This is a genomic window from Actinocatenispora rupis, from assembly GCF_016861975.1.
Lineage (GTDB): Bacteria > Actinomycetota > Actinomycetes > Mycobacteriales > Micromonosporaceae > Actinocatenispora > Actinocatenispora rupis.
Window position 1 is genome coordinate 242,598 of sequence record NZ_BOMB01000004.1, and the last position, 17,715, is coordinate 260,312.

Consider the following 17,715-nt stretch of genomic DNA (forward strand, 5'->3'; position numbering starts at 1 on the left):
GGACGTTGGTGCGTCCGAGCGGCTGGAGACCCGCGTCGGCTCCACGTCGACCGACACCGCTGGGGCAGGCGGTGTCACAGGTCGAGCGTGAGATCGGTGTCCGGCCGCGAGCAGCAGATGAGCACCGTACCGGACGGCGGCGGTTCCAGCGGGTCGGGCCGGTACCGGACGCTGCCGGTCAGGGCCGGCGTCTGGCAGGTGTGGCAGACCCCGGTGCGGCAGGACCATCTGGTCGGTACGTCGCAGGTCTCGGCGAACTCCAGGATGCTGCCGCACCGGTCGTCGTACGGGACGGTCAGTCCGCTGCGGACGAAGGTGACGCGCGGTCCGGTGCCGGTCTCGCCCGGCGGAGGATGCGGCCGCGGGTGCGCGGTGTCGGCGATGCCGGGAGTAAGGGCGGGAAGCGCGCCGAACAGTTCGGTGTGCACGCGGTCGTCCGGTACGCCGAGGGCGGCCAACGCCTCGCGCATCGCGACCATGAAGCGATCCGGCCCGCACAGGTAGACCACGGACGTGGATGGCAGGCCGAGCGCGGCGAGGGTGTCCCGGTCCAGCCGACCCTGGTGTACGCCGGGCGCCGTGCCGGTCGTGGCGTCCGGTGCCGTGTAGTACACGTGCTCGTGGCTGTGTCGCAAGGTGCCGAGCAGGCGGTGCGCCTCGCCCGCGAAGGCGTGCTCGGCGGCGGACCGCGTGGTGTGCAGCCACCAGATCTCGCGCGTACTGCCCGCCACGGCCAGGGTGTGCAGCATCGCGAGCACCGGCGTGACACCGATACCGGCGGACAGCAGGACGAGCGGGTCGGTCGCGGGTCCGTCGGCGAGGACGAAGTCGCCGCGCGGGCGGCCACGTCGACGATCGCGCCGGTGTGCAGGTGCGTGTCCAGGTAGGTGCTGACCGCACCGTCGCGCTTGACGCTGATCCGGTACTCGGTGTCGGACGGGGCATCCGACAGCGAGTAGCTGCGGACCGGTGCGGGCTCGCCGGCACCCGGAACCCGGAGCGTCAGGTACTGGCCGGGCCGTGGACGGCGGAGCGGCGCGTGGTCGTCCGCGGCCAGGTAGATCGACGTCACGGTCGTGGTCTCCGCGACGGTCCGGGCGACGCGCAGCCGCCGGAAACCGGCCCAGCCGCCGGGTTCCGGGCCGTCCGGCCGCGGCGTCGCGGCCGGCGGGCCGTCGTGCTCGGCCTGGTCGAGCAGTTCGCGGAACGAGGTCTGCCAACCCGGGCTGAGCGCCGGCACGTCGAGGACCCTGCGAAGCTCGGCGACGTCGCGCCCGGGCAGGTAGAGCAGGGCGTCGACGGCGGCCACGGTCATCCGGTGGCGCCCGGTCCGGGTCCGTACGATCTCGTCCCCGGCCCGTACCGCTCCCTCGTCGATCACCCGCAGGTAGAAACCGGGCCGGTGGTGGGCGACCAGCAGCGCCGGCATGTCGGGCACACCCAGCCGCATGCCCACCCGGAAGCACGTCACCCGCGGCTGCGTCACCTCGAACTCCGCCGCGCCGATCCGGTACCGGTCGCCGATGTGCACCTCGCCGTCGGACAACCCGTCGACCGTGAAGTTCTCCCCGAAGTGTCCGTACTCCAGGTCGGCGCGGCCGAGATGCCGCCGCCAGTGGTCGTACGACGCGCGCTGGTAGACCAGCACGGCGCGGATCTCGCCGCCGTGCCCGGCCAGGTCACCCTGCCCGTCACCGTCCACGTTGAGCCTGCGCACCATCCGCGAGCCGGCGACGGGGTACTTGAAGATGCCGGTGTGCACGGTGCGCCCCTGCCAGGGCACGTCCCGGGGCAGACCGACGTTGAGCGACAGCAGGCGTCCCACGGTCTCCATCCCCGCCAGTGTGCGCCACCACCGGGCCGCCGCCGGCCGGTTCCCTTGGTACGGGCGGCGTTCCGTCGTCCGTGTGCCGTCGACCGCCGTGCCGCGCCGCTCGGTTCACCATGGCAGGAATCGCCGGCATTCCGGGCGTACTCCGGCCGCTGCCCGCGGCACACGTGGCAGGACGGCGACCGTACGGCGAGTGGGCTGGGCCGTGTCGGCGTGCGGGCCGGGCGGCGCTGCCTGACGGCGACTCCGCTCTTCTTCTTGCAGATCCGTCGGTCTCTGGTGGTGTGTCTGGTGGGCGCGGTGGCGATAGGTTTGGGCGCCTCCGGGCTGGCTGACCGGACCGGCGCCGGTCACGTCGCGACGCCCGTGTCGCCGTCGCGCCAGCCGGCCGGAGCGGGTCGATCGTACGTGTCGGGCGCAGCTACGCGGGCCCGTCGGGTGGGAGGCGGCCGATCGACGGCCGGCATTGGTGTCCACGAGCGGGGAGTAGAGGTGTCAGTCGATGACCAGTGAACCGACCTCGGCCGAACTCGGCGGCTACCTGGCGGTGGCACGCGCGCACCGCGAGCACGAGCGCTTCCACTCGGTACTGAAACTCGAAGAGGCGGTGGCGTGGCGACGCGATTCGAACGCCCTCAAGCTGCTCGCGGACCGCTGGTCGAGCCCCGAAGGCGGCCAGTCCGACCGGGAGGATCCGACGCACGGAGCCGTCGGATGCACCGACCTCAACGAGCCGGCGGTGGTTGCGACGACCGGGATCCTGTTCATGGAAGGCGAAACGGAGCCGGCCGAGCTGACCTCGATGAAGGCCCGCATCGGCCACGCCGCCACACGGTACCGGCAGCTGTCGGACTGGCTTCACGGCCACATGGCCGAGGAATGGCCACGGCTGACGACACTCCTCACGCCGCGCCTCGTCGGGTCGGCCCAGCCTCGCCTCAGGGCGCTCACCCGTACCACCGCCGCCGCGAACGCCTACGACCTGGTCGCCCACCTGCTCACCGCGACAGCGCACGCACTCGACAACCAGGACCTCACCCCGGTCGGGGTACGCCGTGACCCGCCCGGCGCCGCGGCCGTGCTGCGTACCGCGGCCTGGCTTCTCGACAGCGCCGCCGCGACGGTGGCCGAAGCCGGCGCGCGACTGAGCCTGTCCGACCCGGACTGGACCGCCTTCATCGACGCGGCGGCCGCAGCGGTCCAGGACGACTGACCCGTACCGCGAAGAAGCAGTCGTCCGGGTCGGCGCTGGTGATCCGACCGGGTGTTGTGGACGTTCAGTACCAGGCGCGGGCGAGGAGGTCGTGGGAGCGGACGCGGTCGGCGTGGTCGTGGGTGATGGTGGTGACGAGCAGTTCGTCGGCACCGGTGACCTTCTGCAGGGTGTGCAGGCGGTCGGTGACGGCCTCGGGCGTACCGACGAAGCGGGTGTCGAGGCGGTCGGCGACGAGGGTGCGGTCGGCGTCGGTCCAGGCGTGCGCGGCGGCCTGTTCCGGTGTCGGGTATGCGATCGCGCCGTCGCCGGTGCGGATGCTGCGGACCCACAGCCCGTACGGCTCGGCGAGGCGGCGGGCGGTCGCGGTGTCGTCGGCGACGAGGACGTCGGCCGACACCATCAGGTACGGCTCGGTCAGCCGCGCCGACGGCCGGAAGGCGGCACGGTAGGCGTCCACCGCGGCGAGTACCGTGCCGGGGCTGACGTGGTAGTTGGCGGCGAAGGGCAGGCCCAGCGCGCCGGCCACCCGGGCGCTCTCGCCGCCGCTGGAGCCGAGCAGCCACAGTTCGACGTCGGCGCCCTCGCCTGGGGTGGCGTGCAGCTCGATGCCGTCCGCGGTCCGGTACGTGCCGGCCAGCAGCGCGGTCAGGTCGTCGATCTGCTCGGTGAACGGCGGGGTGGTCGCGCCCGGCTGACGCAGCAGCGTGGCGTGCGCGGCGAAGCGGGGCGAGCGCAGCAGGTCGCCGGGCGTGAACGGCGGCGGGATGAGCAGCCCGCCGACCGCGCGGGCGGTGGCGGGGGCGGTGGTGTCGGTCGCGGTCGCCGGCGGGCGACCGCCGGATCGGCCGATGCCGAGGTCGATGCGGCCGGGGTGCAGCGCGTCGATGGTGCCGAACTCCTCGACGGTGGCCAGCGGGGTGCGGTGACCGAGTTGTACGGCGCCGGAGCCGACGCGGATGCGGGTGGTGGCCGCGGCGACCTGGCCGATCAGTACGGTCGGGGCGGAGCTGGCCACGCCGGGCGCGAGGTGGTGTTCGGCGAGCCAGTACCGGTGGTAGCCGGCGGCCTCGGCGCGCCGGGCGAGGTCGATCGTGTTGCGTAGGGCGGTCGCGGTGCTGGATCCGGTCGGCACCGGTGCGAGGTCCAATATGGACAGTGGCACGGTCATCCTGTCGTCTCCCGGGTGGTCGGTGGGCCTCGGCGGCAGCCGGCACGGGCACGGCGGCGCGTCAGCGGGCGGCGGGCCGGTCGTACGCGGGGCTCGGTAGTTCGGCGCGCAGGACGGGCGCCACCTCGGCGAAGAACAGTTCGAGGCTGTCGCGGTAGGCGGTGGCGGACAGTCCGTCCGGTTCGGCCGGCAGGTGCATGACGTGGTGTCCGAACCGCTGGTGGTACCGGTGCACCTTGTCGATGATCTGCCCGGGGCTGCCGACCAGCAGCGAGCCGCGGGCGATCGCGTCCTCCAGGTCGGCGAACGTGGGTGTGACGCCGGCACGGCGAAGGGTCTCGGTCCGCGCCTGCCACACCGGCCGGTACGTGTCGACGGCGCGGCGCGGGTCGCGGTGGACGTACAGGCCGGCGGTGCCCGCGCCGATGAGGGCGGTCGCCGGGTCGTGGCCGTGGTGGGCGAGACGCTCGCGGTAGTGGTCGATCAGGTCGGCGTACTGGTCGATGGGGCCGGTGACGTTCGCGGAGAACAGCGGGTCGCCGTGGCGGGCGGCGAGTTCGACCGAGGCGCGGCTGGTGGCGCTGCCGTGCCAGACGCGTACCGGGCCACGGACGGGTCGCGGGAGTACCTCGGCGTCGGTGAGCGGTGGGCGGAAGCGGCCGGACCAGGTGACGGTGTCTTCCCGCCACAGCCGGCGGAACAGCTCGTACCCTTCGCGGTTGCGGTCCCACTGGTCGTCGGCGGTGACGCCGAACAGCGACGCCTGCGCGGCGCCGTTGCCCTTGCCGATGATCAGTTCCAGTCGGCCGCCGGACAGCGCGTCGAGCGTGGCGTAGTCCTCGTACGCGCGGACCGGGTCCAGGAGGCTGAGCGTGGTGACCGCCGTGAACAGGCGGATCCGGGTGGTGCGTTGCGCGGCGGCGGCGAGCAGTACGGGTGGCGCGGCGGACAGGAACGGGCGCTCGTGCCGCTCCCCCACGCCGAACCCGTCGAAGCCGAGTTCTTCGGCGCGTACGGCGGCGTCGACCACGGCGCGCAGCCGGGTGTCGGCGGGTGCGTCGGGTGGCGCGAGTACCAGGGTGATCGCCAGGAATCTCATGCCGCACCCCGACGGTCCGCGGGTACGGGAGGCAGTCCGAGGCGATCGCGCAGGGTGCCCGGTTCGTACTCGGTGCGCAGGGCGCCCCGCTCCTGGAGCAGGGGGACGACCGTGTCGACGAACTCGTCCAGCCCAGTGGGTGTCAGGTGCGGTACGAGGATGAAGCCGTCGGTGGCGCGGTCCTCGACGTATCGGATCATCTCGGTGGCGACGCGGTCGGGCGTTCCGACGAACGCTTGGCGGCCGGTGACCTCGATGATCAGGTCGCGGATGGACAGTCCGCGAGCCTCGGCCAGGTCGCGCCAGCGTCGGGCGGTGGCGACGCGGTCGTCGCGCTGCCGGGTGCGGCCCTGGATGATCGACGGGGCGGTGTCGTCCGGGTCCTCGGCGGGCAACGGTCCGTCCGGGTCGTACTGGGACAGGTCGGTGTTCCAGACCTGTTCCAGGAGCAGGATCGCGGTCTGCGGGCTCACCTGTGCGCGCCGGATCAGGTGCGCCTTCTCCTGCGCCTCCGCGTCGGTGTCGGCGAGGACCACGCTGACGCCGGGCAGGATCTTCAGCTCGTCGCGGCTGCGACCGTACCGGGCGAGGCGGCTGGTGAGGTCGGCGGCGAACGCCGCGGCGTCGTCGTACTCGCCGTGTCGGCTGAAGATGCCGTCGGCGGTACTGGCGGCGAGGTCACGGCCGCCGTCGGAGTCACCGGCCTGGAGTACGACGGGGTGGTGCTGTGGGCTGCGGGGCACGGTGAACTGGCCGGCGATGTCGAAGTGGGTGGAGCGGACGGCGTACCGGCCGGCGTCGGGGGTGCGCAGGAAGTCGCTGGTGTCGAAGGGATCCGCGGGCCAGGAGTCCCACAGCGCCCGGGCGGCGGCGACGAACTCGCGGGCCCGCTCGTACCGCAGGGCGGGGTCGAGGTATCCGCCGCGGCGGAAGTTGGCGCCGGTGAACGCGTCGGGTGAGGTGACGACGTTCCAGGCGGCCCGGCCGCCGGACAGGTGGTCGAGGGTGGCGAGCTTGCGGGCCACCTCGTACGGCTCGTTGTAGGTGGCGGTCAGCGTGCCGGCCAGGCCGAGGTGTTCGGTGACCGCGGCGAGCGCGGCGAGCACCGTGAAGGTCTCGGGCCGGCCGGCCACGTCGAGGTCGTGGATGCGGCCGCGTTGTTCACGCAGCCGCAGACCCTCGGCGAGGAAGAAGAAGTCGAAGCGGCCCCGTTCGGCGGTACGCGCCAGGTGGACGAAGGACGCGAAGTCGATCTGGCTGCCGGCGGCCGGGTCGCTCCACACGGTCGTGTTGTTCACGCCCGGGAAATGGGCGCCGAGGATGATCTGCCGTGTCACGCCGTCCTCCTCTGGTAGCGGTTGGCGGGTCGGGGCAGCCCGAGCAGTCCGCGCAGCGTGTCCGCCTCGTACGCGCGGCGGAAGAGGCCGCGGGCGCGCAGTTCGGGGACGAGTCCGCGGGTGATGCCGGTCAGGTCGTGCGGGAGTACGGCGGGGCGCAGCCGGAACCCGGCGATGCCCGCGGCGTACCAGTCGGCGAGGGTGTCCGCCAGGTGCTCCGGGGTGCCGGACAGGATCGCTGCGTCGGAACTCGTCTCGGCACCGTCGGCGTCGTCGAGCCGGTGCCGGCGTTCCGCGGCGTCGTCGCCGACGAACACCAGCGCGTCGGCGTGGATGGCCAGCGGCGTCTCGCGCTTCGGTTCGACCGAGCGGACCTGGGCGACCAGTTCGGCGGCGTGGTCGGCGTCGCGCGGGGTGACCAGCACGACGTCGGCGTGTTCGGCGGCGAACCGGTACGGCACGGTGGCGTGCGCGAGCGCCACGACGGGTGGCTGGCCTTGTGGCGGGCGCGGTGTGATCGACGGCCCCTGCACTGCGAACCACCGGCCGGTGAAGTCCACGTAGTGCAGGCGGTCCCGGTCGAGGTAGCGGCCGGTGGCCACGTCGCGGATCACCGCGTCGTCCTGCCAGGAGTCCCAGAGCCGTCGTACGACCTCGACGACGTCGCCGAGTTCGGTGAACAGGTCGGTGACGTGCCCGGCGTACGTGCCGTCGCGCAGGCCGTCGGCGCGCAGTTCGGGTACGTCGCGGCGGCCGTAGTGGTCGGCGTCGGTGCGGCGGGGCGCGACCTGCGGTCGCCAGCCGGCACGGCCGGAGCTGACGTGGTCGAGCGTGGCGGTCGCGGTGGCCACGTGGAAGGGTTCGGTGTGGGTGCCGCTGATCGTCGGTACCAGGCCGAGTCGGGTGGTGTGCGGTGCGACGAGGGCGGCGATCAGGGAGGCGTCGAGCCGGCCGCGGAACCGGTCGGTGCGGCCGTCCGGTCCGTCGAGCCGGTCGGACTGCAGGCTCGGTGAGTCCTCGATGGTGACGAAGTCGAGGGTGCCTCGTTCTGCCTCGGCGGCCAGCGCCACCCAGTACCGGGGGCCGAACGGCGCGGCACGGTCCGGCAGGTGTCGCCACGCGGCCGGGTGCCAGCCCGCGTCGGTGAGCGCGACGGACAGGTGGATGCTCACCGCGTCACCTCCTCGTCCCACGCCGGTACGGTCGCGCCGGGCGCGGTGAACGACGCGAACCGGGTGGTGTCCCGGAAGGCCGGGATGCGGTAGAGGGCGCGGGCGTACGCCCAGAGGTGGGGGTGGACGGCAAGGCCGGGGCTGATGGCGCGGGTGGCGTTCGGTCCGACGTCGTAGCGGACCAGCGTGACCCAGAGCCGGACGTCGGCCTCGGTGAGCGTGTCGCCGAGCAGGTACCGGCGATCGGCGAGGCGGGCGTCCAGCGCGGCGAACGCGTCCAGCAGCGTCCGGCGGGCGACGGGATCGGTGGCGGCGCGGGACACGCCATGGTTGACGGCAGGGCCGAGCCAGGCGTCCAGGTCCTCGATCTCGGCTGCCCGGCCGGGCGGGTACGTGGCGGTGCGGGGCCGCTCGTCGCGGAACCGGGTGGCCAGGTCGATGCCGATGGTGCGGTAGTCGTTGCTCACCACCCGGTGGGCGGTGCGGTCCCACAGCGTCGGCACGGAGACGTGGCCGTCGAATCCCGCCGTGGTCGCCTCGTACGCCTCGCGCAACAGCGCGAAACCGTTCACCGGGTCGGGTCCGTGCTCGGTCCGGAAGGCCCAGCCGCGGCCGTCGCGCCGGTCGTCCACATAGGACACCGACACGTCGTCGGTGCGGCCGGCCAGGGCCCGCGTGATCAGTACCCGTTGGGACCACGGGCAGAACCATCCGGCGTACAGGTGGTACCGGCCGGCGACCGCGGGATGCTCGGCGGTACCGAGCCGGCCGGTGAACCGCAGCAGCGGTCCCGGCGTGTCCGGCACCCGGTACTCGCCGTAGGTCGTGGTGTCGACGGCGCTGGCGTAGGTCACGGTCTCCTCCTCACGCGGCCGCACCGGGTACGGCGGCCAGTAGCTCACGGGTGTACGGGTGGGTCGGGTGGTGGAACACCCGCGTGGTCGGGCCGGTCTCGACGACGCGTCCGGCGCGCAGTACCACGATCCGGTCGCAGACCCGCCGGACGACCGACAGGTCGTGGGAGATGAACAGGTACGCGAGGCCCAGCTCGCGTTGCAGCTCGTCGAGCAGGTCGAGGATCTGCGCCTGGACGGAGACGTCCAGGGCGGAGACCGGCTCGTCGCAGATCACCAGGTCGGGTCGCAGCGCGAGGGCGCGGGCGATCGCGACCCGCTGCCGCTGGCCGCCGGACAGTTCGGTGGGGCGCCGTCGGGCGACGTCGGCCGGCAGGGCCACCTGGTCGAGCAGCTCGGCCACGCGGTTCCGGCGGGCCGCGCGGTCGCCGATGCCGAAGGCGCGCAACGGTTCCGCGACGATGGGTCCGATCCGCCACCGTGGATCCAGTGCGCCGTACGGGTTCTGGTGCACGACCTGTACCCGACGGCGCACCGCGCGCAGCGTCGTGCCGCGGGCCGCGGTGACATCGGCCCCGTCCAGGACGATGCGGCCGCTGTCGGCGCGTTCCAGCCGGGCGACGAGCCGGGCGGTGGTCGACTTGCCGGAGCCGGATTCGCCCACCAGGCCGACGGTCTCGCCGATCCCGACCGTCAGATCCACATCGGACAGTGCCACGGTCGACCCGTACTCCCGGCGCAGACCCGTTGCGGCGAGCAGTGTCCGGGCCGGTGCGGGACGCTCCGGCCGGTCCGGCGCGTACGCCGGGGACGCCGCGACCAGCCGCCGGGTGTACGGGTGCCGCGGCACCGTACCGGTGTCGACGGTGGGTCCGGGTCCGACGACGGCCCGCGGGCGGGTCGGGGCGAACATGCTGGCCGGGCCTTCCTCGACCAGTACACCGTCGGACATCACGAGTACCCGGTCGGCGCGTTCGGCGGCGAGCGCGAGGTCGTGCGTGACGAGCAGAACGGCGGTACCCAGCCCGCGGGTGAGCGCGCCGACGTGGTCGAGTACGCGGCGCTGTACGGTCACGTCCAGCGCGCTGGTCGGTTCGTCGGCGATGACCAGCGGTGGGCGGCAGGCCAGCGCCGCCGCGATGAGTACCCGCTGCCGCATCCCGCCGGACAGTTCGTGCGGGTGGCGCCGGGCCTGGGCGGCCGCGTCGGGCAGCCCGGCCTCGGACAACAGCGCCACGGCCCGCTCGCGGAGCGCGCGCCGGCCGCCGGATGGGGCCGCGGAGTGCACCACGAGCGCCTCGGCGACCTGGTCCCCGACCCGGCGCAGCGGGTTGAGCGCAACACCGGGATCCTGTGGTACGAAACCGATCCGGGCACCGCGGACCGCGCGCAGCGACCGTTCACCGAGCCCGGTCAGGTCGATGCCGTCGAGTCGGACCTGGCCGCCGGTGATCCGGCCGCCGCGCGGGAGCAGGCCGACGACCGCGTGCGCGAGGGTGGTCTTGCCGGAGCCGGACTCGCCGACCAGCGCCACCACCTCACCGGACCGTACGGTCAGGTCGACGCCCCGCAGCACGGTGCGCGGCCCGTACGCGACGGTCAGGTTCCGGATGTCGAGCAGGCTCACGTGCCCTCCTCGGTGTGTTCGAGTGCGCGGCCGATCCGGTTGGCGGCGAGGACGACTGCGGCGACGACCAGGCCCGGCATCGTGGCCAGCCACCAGGCACCGGCCAGGTAGTTGCGGCCGTCGGCGACCAGCGCGCCCCACTCCGGGGTGGGTGGCGGCGCGCCGAAGCCGAGGAAGCTCAGCGCCGACACGGCCAGCACCGCCGTGCCGAACTCCAGTGCGGCGAGCGCGCCGATCGGCCCGGTCGCGTTCGGCAGGACGTGCCGGGCCAGCACGCCGTACCACCGGACTCCGGCGCCGCGGGCCGCCTCGACGTATCCGGTGCGTCGGACCCGCAGCACCTCCGAGCGGGACAGTCGCGCGAAACCGGCCACGCCGGCCACCCCGACCGCGATCGCCACCTGTGCGGTGCCGAAGCCCAGGACGGTCACCACCGTCAGGGACAGCAGCAGTCCCGGGATGGCCAGCAGGACGTCGACGATCCGCATCAGTACCTCGTCGACGGCGCCGCCGACGAACCCGGCGAGCAACCCGAGCACGGTGCCGACGACCAGTGCGATCAGGACCGCGACGACGGTGGCGCGCAGCGACTCCCCGGCACCGTGGACCACGCGGGCGTACAGGTCGCGGCCGAGATAGTCGGTACCGAACGGATGGGCCGGGCCGGGCGGGCGAAGGCGGTCGGCCGGGACACCGCGCAGCGGGTCGCGCGCGGTGAACACGCCGGGCGCCGCGGCCGCGGCCACCACGACCGCGAGGACCAGAACCGCCAGCGCCAGGTCCGGCCGGCGCAGCAACCGCAGCGCCCCCCGTACCGGCGCGGCCCGTACCGGCAGATCCGCGAACACGGTCACGTCCGCCTCCTCACGCCGTGGCCGGCCCGGCGAGCCGGGGGTCGAGTACCGGGGCGAGCAGGTCGACGGTGAGGTTCACCGCCACGAACACCGCCGCGGCGAACAGCACCACGCCCTGCACCACCGGAATGTCCTGTGTGGACACCGCGGTCACGGTGAGCCGGCCGAGCCCGTCGCGGGCGAACACCGTCTCCACCACCACCGTGCCGGCGACGAGGTTGCCGGTGAGGACACCGGCAAGCGTCACGGTGGGCACCGCCGCGTTGCGGGCGGCGTGCCGCAGCAGCAGCCTGCCCCGGCCGACTCCCCTGGCCCGCGCGGTCACCGCGTACGGCTCGGCCAGCGCACCACGCAGTCCGCGGGCGAGTACCTGGGCGAGAACCGCACCGGCCGGCAGCGCCAGCGTGACCGCGGGCAGCAGCAGCCCGGACGGGCCGGTGCCACCGAACGCGGGCAGCCAGCCGAGCCGGAACGAGAACACCTGCACCAGGACCAGCCCGACCCAGAACGTCGGCACCGACACCCCCAGCGGGGGCAGCGCGGTCAGTACCCGGCGCAGCCATCCCCCGCGCGGCCAGGTCGCGGCGAGCGCGAGCAGCACGCCACCGAGTACTGCCAGGAGCAGTGCGGCGGCGGCCAGCGTCAGTGACGGCGGTACCGCGTCGAGCACGGTCCGGGTGACGGGTGTACCGGACCGTACCGACGTGCCGAGGTCGCCCCGCACCGCGTGCACCAGCCGGTCCAGGTACTGCTCGGGCAACGGCCGGTCGAGCCCGTACTCGTGGCGCAGCGCCGCGGCCCGCGCCGGGTCGACCGTGCCCTGTTCGCCGGTGCCGGAGTCGAGCATGATCGCCACCGGGTCGCCGGGCAGCGCGTAGAGCGCGAGGAACGACACGGTGAACGCCGCCCACAGCACGAACACCGCCGACAGCAGCCGTCTCAGCAGGTACCGGAGCATGCCTCACCTCGATGTCCACGCGTCGTGCAGTTGCAGCCGGGAGGACGCCTCGAAGCCGATCCCGTGCGCGGTGGGTCCGAGGCCCACGACCTGGGTCAGTTCGAACACCGGGATCGCGTACCCGCCCGCGACGAGCGCGGTCTGTACCCGGGCGCTGAGCGCCGCGCGGCGTTCCGGGTCGAGCGTGGCCGCCTGCGCCGTCAGGTCCTTCTCCAGCGGGCTGTCGGTGAGCCGGTCGGCATTGTGGAACCTCGTCGAGAACAGGGTGCGGAGGATGTCCGGGTCGGCCCGGGTGAGGTTGCCCCAGGAGAAGTCGTACGTGCCGGCCTGTTGGACGCTGGTCAGCTCGCCGGGCGTGGTGGGCCGCAGCCGCAGGTCGACGCCGATCGCCCGGAGTTGCTGCTGCACCAGTTCGAGTACCTGCTGGCTCTGGTTGAAGGTGGCGGTGAACACGACGTCCACCCGCAGTGCGTGGCCCGCCTTCGTACGGATGCCGCCGGCGCCGGCGCGCCAGCCGTCTCGCGCCAGCGCCGCCCGGGCCGCGGCCGGATCGTACGCGAGCTTCGCCGACAGGTCGGTGTAGGTCGGTGTCGACCGGGCGAGCACGCTGCTGGCCGGGCGGTAGCTGCGGGTCAGGACGGTGTCGACGACCTCGCGGCGGTTCACCCCGAGCTGGATCGCCTGACGTACAACGGGATCCTTGAGCGGGGCGCGGGAAACGTTCGGGTAGAGGCTGAACACGAATCCGGGATTGGCCCGGATCAGTTCGGTGACACCGGATTTCGTCAGCGTCGCCTCGTCGGACGGCTGTACGTCGGTGATCGCGTCGACCTGGTGGGACTGCACCGCTCCGGTCCGCACACCCGGCTCGGGCAGCACCCGGAACACGATCCGGTCCAGGTACGCCGCGCCGTGGTGGCGCCACAGCGGCGAGCCCCAGTCGTACCCGGATCGCTTCCGCAGCACCACCTGCTGGTTCTGCTGGTAGCCGGAGAACACGAACGGGCCGGAGCCGACGAGCCGCGTACCGTGGCACCGTCCGCCCGGATCCGCCGCCACCGACCGGGGTGACAGCAGGCCGAGCGACGGCGTGGACGTGGCCTGGAGGAACTGCGCGCTCGGCGTCCGGAACCGCACCGTCGCCGTGTACGGGTCGTCCACGGTGGTCCCGGCGTATCCGGCGAGGTAGCTGCCGGCGATCGGCGACCGGGCGCCCAGCCGTACGATCCCGTCCAGGTTCGCCCGCAGCGCCGCGGCATCGACCGGCGTACCGTCGCTGAACGTCGCGCCCTTCCGCAGGTGGAAGGTGAACCGGGTGGCGTCGGCCGAGCTTCGCCAGGACGTGGCGAGCCACGGCCGCAGTGCCCCGGTACGCGGGTCCTGGTCGGTCAGCGAGTCGACCAGTTGCCGGGCCACGTTCACCTCGCCGTTGGCGCCGGCCTGTTGCGGGTCGACGCACTCGGGGTTGATGGCGATGCCGAGGGTCAGCGTGCCGCCCGGGCGGGGCGGCCCGGCCGACGCGGCGCCGTTCGTACCGTTGGAGCAGCCGGCCGCCGCGAAAGCGAGCAGTACGCCGCCCGCGGCGCCGATCCGCAGTCGGCGCCTCACGACGCCCGCGCCAGACTCGGCCGTACCGGCAGCGCCGTGACGAAGGCGTCGACGCTGGCGTCCAGTCCGCGGGCGGTGTCCTGGTCGAGTTCCGCGCGCCCGGTCTGTCCGATGTGGACGGTCCGGTCCAGCACGAAGAACCCCGGCAGTACGTGCGGTGCGCGGAGGGCCGTGAGTACCGGGCGCAGCGCGTAGTCGACGGCGAGCAGGTGCGCGAGCGTGCCACCGGTGGCGATGGGCAGCACGGCCTTGCCTGCCAACGCCTTCTCGGGCAGTACGTCGAGAAACGCCTTGAGCAGTCCGGAGTACGCGGCTTTGTAGATCGGTGTGCCGACCACCAGAGCGTCCGCGGCACGCACCGCGTCGACGGTGGCGGCGACGGCGGGCGTACTCGTGCGCGCGGCGAGCAGGTCGGCGGCCGGTACGTCGCGGATGCGCAGTACGTGTGCCGAGTGGGTGGCGGCGCGCAGGCGCTCGGCGACCACGCCGAGTACCGCGGTGGTGCGGGACTGCTCGGCCGGGCTTCCGGACAGGAGGAGCACGGATGCCATGGGGCACCTCCGTTGTCGTGGGGCAGCGTCCACCGCCCGGTCGGAGGCTGGCGGCGACCGGGTGGCGGGGAGGGCGGGGTGCGCGGCCGTCCGGTGGGACGGACGCGGCGGAGGGGCGCCGGCCCGGTGGGATCGGGGCTGGGCGCGGTAGGTCGTCGAGGAGGGGTCTCGGTTCCTCGTGTCAGCGGTGACAGGAGGCCGACCACACCCGGCCGAAGTCGATGTGGCCGCGGGTCACGAGCCGTGGCCTGTACGTCACGACATAAGTCGACCAGATGAGTAGGGAATTCGTCAAGGGTCGTCCCACCGTGGCTCCCCTCACCCGGATTCCTTACGCCAGCGGCGATGTACGCGCCGCACCGGCACGTTCGCGATTGCGGGGTGGGATCGTCGGCCGGCGGGCGGGCACGTCCGCGCTGTCGCGCGCGTCGACCGTCACGGGAGGACGGGTTGGTGAATCACGGTGTGGCCCTGTCGTAGGCATCCTGCGCGGTCAGGATCTGCCGGGCATGGGTACGGATCCATCCGGTGAGCGCCCCCAGCGGCTCGGTGACGCCTTCCCCCAAACCGGTGAGCGCATAGCTGACACGCGGCGGCGCGGCCGGCTCGACCGTACGTCGGACCAGGCCGTCGCGCACCAGCACGCGCAGCGTCTGGGACAGCATCTTGTCGCTGATGCCCTCGATGCGGCCGCGCAGCTCATGGAAGCGCAGATCGCCGCCGCGCAGCGCGGTCAGGATGAGCACCCCCCATCGCCCGGTGACATGGTCGAGCACCATGCGCGCCGGGCAGTCGCTGTGGAACACGTCACCGACCGGCCGGCGCGCGGCGCCCTTACCTGCAGACTTCCCCACGAGTTCCGAGCTTACCTCCCGGTATGTGCTTACCAGAAGTGAGTGCGGCGTCCTACCGTCGACCACGACGAAGGAGGCAGGCATGGAACCGGTCGCACTGGTCACCGGCGCGGGCCGCGGCATCGGCGCCGCGACCGCGCGTACGCTCGGCCGTCGCGGATACCGCGTCGTGGTCAACTACCGCACCGATGCGAACGCCGCCGACACCGTGGTCGCCGACATCGAATCAGCCGGCGGCACAGCGCTCGCCGTCCCCGCGGACGTGTGCGACCCGCGCCAGGCGGACAGCCTGATGGACACCACATTCGCGCAGTACGGCCGACTCGACGCGCTGGTCTGCAACGCCAACGTGCCACCGCCGTTCGCGCCACTGGAAACGATGGCCTGGTCCGACTTCCGCGCCAAACTGGACCGCGAACTCGCCGCCGCGTTCCACGTCACCCAGCGGGCATTCACACCGATGCGCCGCACTGGCTCCGGCCGCATCGTGTACGTGTCCAGCCTGAGCGCCGAACTGACCCGCCCGGGCGCCGCCGCCCATGCCGCGGCCAAGTCGGCGCTGGAGGCGTACGCCCGGCACGTGGCCGCGGAAGCCGGACCGTACGGCATCGGCGTGACGGTGGTCGCGCCCGGCGCGGTCCGTACCGACGCGACCGCCCACAGCATCACGAGTCAGGACGCCGAGCACCGAGCGGCCCGCTCGGTACTGCACCGGATGCTCGAACCCGACGATGTGGCGGGCGTGATCGCGGCGCTGCTCGGTACCGACTGGCGCGCCGTCACCGGCACCCGCATCCCTGTCGACGCCGGCTTCCGCGTCCTCACCGCGCCCTGACCGACCGCCGGTCACAGCACCAACCGGCGGCGCGGCTGCCGTCGAGGATCATCAAGCGTCCGGCCGAGCCGCACTCCACTCCACCGGCCGATCGCGCCGTTCGTTCTGGTACCAGGCCTGGTCGAGCCGCGGGCGGAAAGCGTGGGCTGTATCTCGGGTCAGGCCGGGCGCAGACCGGCGAGAGTGGCGGCGACCAGCCGATCGGCCTGGCGCGGTGAGTGGTGGACACGGACCCACGCCGCCGCGTTCATCAGCGCGGTCAAATCGTCGTTGGTGGCGCTGCGACGCAACACCCCCGAGCGACGGGCGCGGGCGGCGATCCGTCGCGTCAGCGACTCCAACCGGACACAGTCGGCGTGGAGGTCGGACGCCTGGTCGCCGCGACTGCCGGCGATCACCTCAGCCAACCCGCGGTACGTGGCGGCGTGTTCGGCGACGGCGCGTACCCAGCAGGCCAGTGCGTCCGCCGGTGGCCGATCGACCTGCACGCGCTCCCCCACGGCGAACAGCGCGTCGTGCCGCTCCCGGAGCACCGCGGCGATCAGTGCCCGCCGATCGGGAAAGTGACCGTACAGGGTGCCGATCGCCACGCCGGCCTCACGGGCGATCGCCTCCAGCGACGCATCCGTGCCGATCTGCTGGAACGCCTCGTCGGCGGCGGCGAGCAGCCGTGCCGCGTTGCGGCGCGCATCCGCACGCGGCGCTCGCCCCGTCCTCGTGGACATCCGTCCCTCCTATTCCGAGGTACCCTCGAATTCGAGGATACCTCGATATTGGAGGACGCGGTGATTCTGGTACTTGGCGCAACAGGCTCGATCGGCACCCCGCTCGTACGAGAACTGCGCCGGCGCGGGGAACCGGTGCGCGCGTTCGTACGCGACCCGGCGAGGGGCCGTGCGCTGGGGGTCGAGTACGCGGTCGGCGATCTGGACGACCCGCCGTCGGTCGCCGCCGCGCTGGACGGCGTCGACCGGTTGCTCCTCAACGCCGGCGGTGCCGTACCGACCGAGGGTGAGCAGCCGATGATCGGCCAGCAGAAGGCGGCGATCGACGCGGCGGTCTCGGCCGGCGTGTCGCGGGTCGTGAAGATCTCGGTGTGGGGCGCGAAGCCCGGCGGGCGACTGGCCGAAGGCGCGCACTGGGACATCGAACGACACCTGGCGAGGTCCGGACTGACGTGGTCGACACTGCGACCCAGCGGCTACATGCAGAACTTCGTCACCGGCGCCGGCGCCTTCACCGCCGACGGTGACCTGCTCGGCGCGTACGGCGACGCCCGAGTGTCCTATGTGGACTGTTTCGACATCGCGGCGAGCGCTGCGGCGCTGCTGACCGGACCACCCCGGCCGGGCGCCACGTTCACGCTCACCGGCCCCGAGGCACTGACCCACAACGAGATCGCGGACCAGCTGTCGGCGGCCTGGGGCCGTCCGGTCCGCTACATCGACCTGCCCGGCGACGAGTTCGTCGCCCGCCTGACCGCGCAGGGCGTGCCGGCCGGGTTCGCGGCAGACGTGGCCGCGCTGTACGCCGACGTCGCGCGCGGCAGCTTGGCCGCCACGACCGACGACGTCGAACGACTGACCGGCCGGCCGCCCCGGAGCTTCGCCGCGTTCCTGAAGGACACCCCGCCGCCCGTCCACGCCACCGCGCGAGGTCGCGACGCGTAGCGCACCCGCGACCATCGATCGGGACGGAAGGTCCTGCCGCCGCAGCCATCGCGACACCGACGGGCGGCGGGGCCGTCCTCA

General features: G+C 73.3%; 16 protein-coding genes and 1 pseudogene. 3 read left to right on the forward strand and 14 right to left on the reverse strand.

What is annotated here, in order from left to right:
- Window positions 1-295: 295 nt before the first annotated feature.
- Together Aru02nite_RS37705 and Aru02nite_RS36445 are read right to left on the reverse strand one after the other, a co-directional pair.
- Window positions 296-1,291, reverse strand: coding sequence for a 3-alpha domain-containing protein (locus Aru02nite_RS37705; RefSeq protein WP_505712017.1), 996 nt, complete (start codon window positions 1,289-1,291; stop codon window positions 296-298).
- 111 nt (window positions 1,292-1,402) lie between these two features.
- Window positions 1,403-1,834, reverse strand: a pseudogene (locus Aru02nite_RS36445) (MOSC domain-containing protein); the annotation flags it as partial.
- 499 nt (window positions 1,835-2,333) lie between these two features.
- Between Aru02nite_RS36445 and Aru02nite_RS04910 the strand changes: the two are divergent.
- Window positions 2,334-3,044, forward strand: coding sequence for a hypothetical protein (locus Aru02nite_RS04910; protein WP_203655222.1), 711 nt, complete (start codon window positions 2,334-2,336; stop codon window positions 3,042-3,044).
- A 64-nt stretch (window positions 3,045-3,108) separates the two neighbouring features.
- Here the strand turns inward: Aru02nite_RS04910 and Aru02nite_RS04915 are convergent, their stop codons facing one another.
- The 11 genes from Aru02nite_RS04915 to Aru02nite_RS04965 all read right to left on the reverse strand — a co-directional run bounded on the left by Aru02nite_RS04915 (window position 3,109) and on the right by Aru02nite_RS04965 (window position 15,129).
- Complete coding sequence (locus Aru02nite_RS04915; RefSeq protein ID WP_203655223.1) at window positions 3,109-4,215, reverse strand: LLM class flavin-dependent oxidoreductase; 1,107 nt, start codon at window positions 4,213-4,215, stop codon at window positions 3,109-3,111.
- Window positions 4,216-4,276: 61 nt separating this feature from the next.
- Window positions 4,277-5,314: an LLM class flavin-dependent oxidoreductase gene (locus tag Aru02nite_RS04920; RefSeq protein ID WP_203655224.1), complete on the reverse strand. Its 1,038-nt coding sequence runs from the start codon at window positions 5,312-5,314 to the stop codon at window positions 4,277-4,279.
- A complete protein-coding gene (locus Aru02nite_RS04925) occupies window positions 5,311-6,651 on the reverse strand; it encodes an NtaA/DmoA family FMN-dependent monooxygenase (RefSeq protein ID WP_203655225.1) in 1,341 nt (446 codons plus the stop codon). Before Aru02nite_RS04925 ends, Aru02nite_RS04920 begins: the two co-directional genes overlap by 4 nt.
- Window positions 6,648-7,823 (reverse strand): LLM class flavin-dependent oxidoreductase, encoded by a 1,176-nt coding sequence (locus Aru02nite_RS04930; protein ID WP_203655227.1) that lies wholly within the window; start codon window positions 7,821-7,823, stop codon window positions 6,648-6,650. The genes Aru02nite_RS04925 and Aru02nite_RS04930 overlap by 4 nt, the downstream gene beginning before the upstream one ends.
- Complete coding sequence (locus Aru02nite_RS04935) at window positions 7,820-8,677, reverse strand: glutathione S-transferase C-terminal domain-containing protein (RefSeq protein WP_203655229.1); 858 nt, start codon at window positions 8,675-8,677, stop codon at window positions 7,820-7,822. Before Aru02nite_RS04935 ends, Aru02nite_RS04930 begins: the two co-directional genes overlap by 4 nt.
- 10 nt (window positions 8,678-8,687) lie before the next feature.
- Window positions 8,688-10,304: a dipeptide ABC transporter ATP-binding protein gene (locus Aru02nite_RS04940; protein ID WP_203655231.1), complete on the reverse strand. Its 1,617-nt coding sequence runs from the start codon at window positions 10,302-10,304 to the stop codon at window positions 8,688-8,690.
- Complete coding sequence (locus Aru02nite_RS04945) at window positions 10,301-11,158, reverse strand: ABC transporter permease (RefSeq protein ID WP_239076406.1); 858 nt, start codon at window positions 11,156-11,158, stop codon at window positions 10,301-10,303. Before Aru02nite_RS04945 ends, Aru02nite_RS04940 begins: the two co-directional genes overlap by 4 nt.
- Before the next feature lie 10 nt (window positions 11,159-11,168).
- Window positions 11,169-12,116, reverse strand: coding sequence for an ABC transporter permease (locus Aru02nite_RS04950; protein ID WP_203655233.1), 948 nt, complete (start codon window positions 12,114-12,116; stop codon window positions 11,169-11,171).
- A gap of 3 nt (window positions 12,117-12,119) precedes the next feature.
- Window positions 12,120-13,724, reverse strand: a complete 1,605-nt coding sequence (locus Aru02nite_RS04955; protein ID WP_239076407.1) for an ABC transporter substrate-binding protein — start codon at window positions 13,722-13,724, stop codon at window positions 12,120-12,122.
- Window positions 13,721-14,275: an NADPH-dependent FMN reductase gene (gene ssuE, locus Aru02nite_RS04960; protein WP_203655235.1), complete on the reverse strand. Its 555-nt coding sequence runs from the start codon at window positions 14,273-14,275 to the stop codon at window positions 13,721-13,723. The genes Aru02nite_RS04955 and ssuE overlap by 4 nt, the downstream gene beginning before the upstream one ends.
- 458 nt (window positions 14,276-14,733) lie before the next feature.
- On the reverse strand, window positions 14,734-15,129 hold the full coding sequence (locus Aru02nite_RS04965; RefSeq protein WP_275408581.1) for a winged helix-turn-helix transcriptional regulator: 396 nt from the start codon (window positions 15,127-15,129) through the stop codon (window positions 14,734-14,736).
- 82 nt (window positions 15,130-15,211) lie between these two features.
- Here Aru02nite_RS04965 and Aru02nite_RS04970 point away from each other — a divergent pair, with 82 nt between their 5' ends.
- Complete coding sequence (locus Aru02nite_RS04970; RefSeq protein WP_203655239.1) at window positions 15,212-15,964, forward strand: SDR family oxidoreductase; 753 nt, start codon at window positions 15,212-15,214, stop codon at window positions 15,962-15,964.
- A gap of 158 nt (window positions 15,965-16,122) precedes the next feature.
- Here Aru02nite_RS04970 and Aru02nite_RS04975 read toward each other — a convergent pair whose 3' ends face one another.
- Window positions 16,123-16,689, reverse strand: a complete 567-nt coding sequence (locus Aru02nite_RS04975; RefSeq protein ID WP_203655240.1) for a TetR/AcrR family transcriptional regulator — start codon at window positions 16,687-16,689, stop codon at window positions 16,123-16,125.
- A gap of 60 nt (window positions 16,690-16,749) precedes the next feature.
- Between Aru02nite_RS04975 and Aru02nite_RS04980 the strand changes: the two genes are divergently transcribed.
- Window positions 16,750-17,634 carry an SDR family oxidoreductase gene (locus Aru02nite_RS04980; RefSeq protein WP_203655241.1) on the forward strand — a complete coding sequence of 295 codons (885 nt, stop codon included), beginning with the start codon at window positions 16,750-16,752 and terminating at the stop codon, window positions 17,632-17,634.
- The last annotated feature ends 81 nt before the right edge of the window (window positions 17,635-17,715 follow it).

Bases quoted from the DNA above. Each gene is read 5' to 3' on its own strand.
- Aru02nite_RS04910 (WP_203655222.1), top strand. From the start codon at position 2,334: ATGACCAGTGAACCGACCTCGGCCGAACTCGGCGGCTACCTGGCGGTG.
- Aru02nite_RS04915 (WP_203655223.1), bottom strand. From the start codon at position 4,215: ATGACCGTGCCACTGTCCATATTGGACCTCGCACCGGTGCCGACCGGA.
- Aru02nite_RS04920 (WP_203655224.1), bottom strand. From the start codon at position 5,314: ATGAGATTCCTGGCGATCACCCTGGTACTCGCGCCACCCGACGCACCC.
- Aru02nite_RS04950 (WP_203655233.1), bottom strand. From the start codon at position 12,116: ATGCTCCGGTACCTGCTGAGACGGCTGCTGTCGGCGGTGTTCGTGCTG.
- ssuE (WP_203655235.1), bottom strand. From the start codon at position 14,275: ATGGCATCCGTGCTCCTCCTGTCCGGAAGCCCGGCCGAGCAGTCCCGC.
- Aru02nite_RS04970 (WP_203655239.1), top strand. From the start codon at position 15,212: ATGGAACCGGTCGCACTGGTCACCGGCGCGGGCCGCGGCATCGGCGCC.
- Aru02nite_RS04975 (WP_203655240.1), bottom strand. From the start codon at position 16,689: ATGTCCACGAGGACGGGGCGAGCGCCGCGTGCGGATGCGCGCCGCAAC.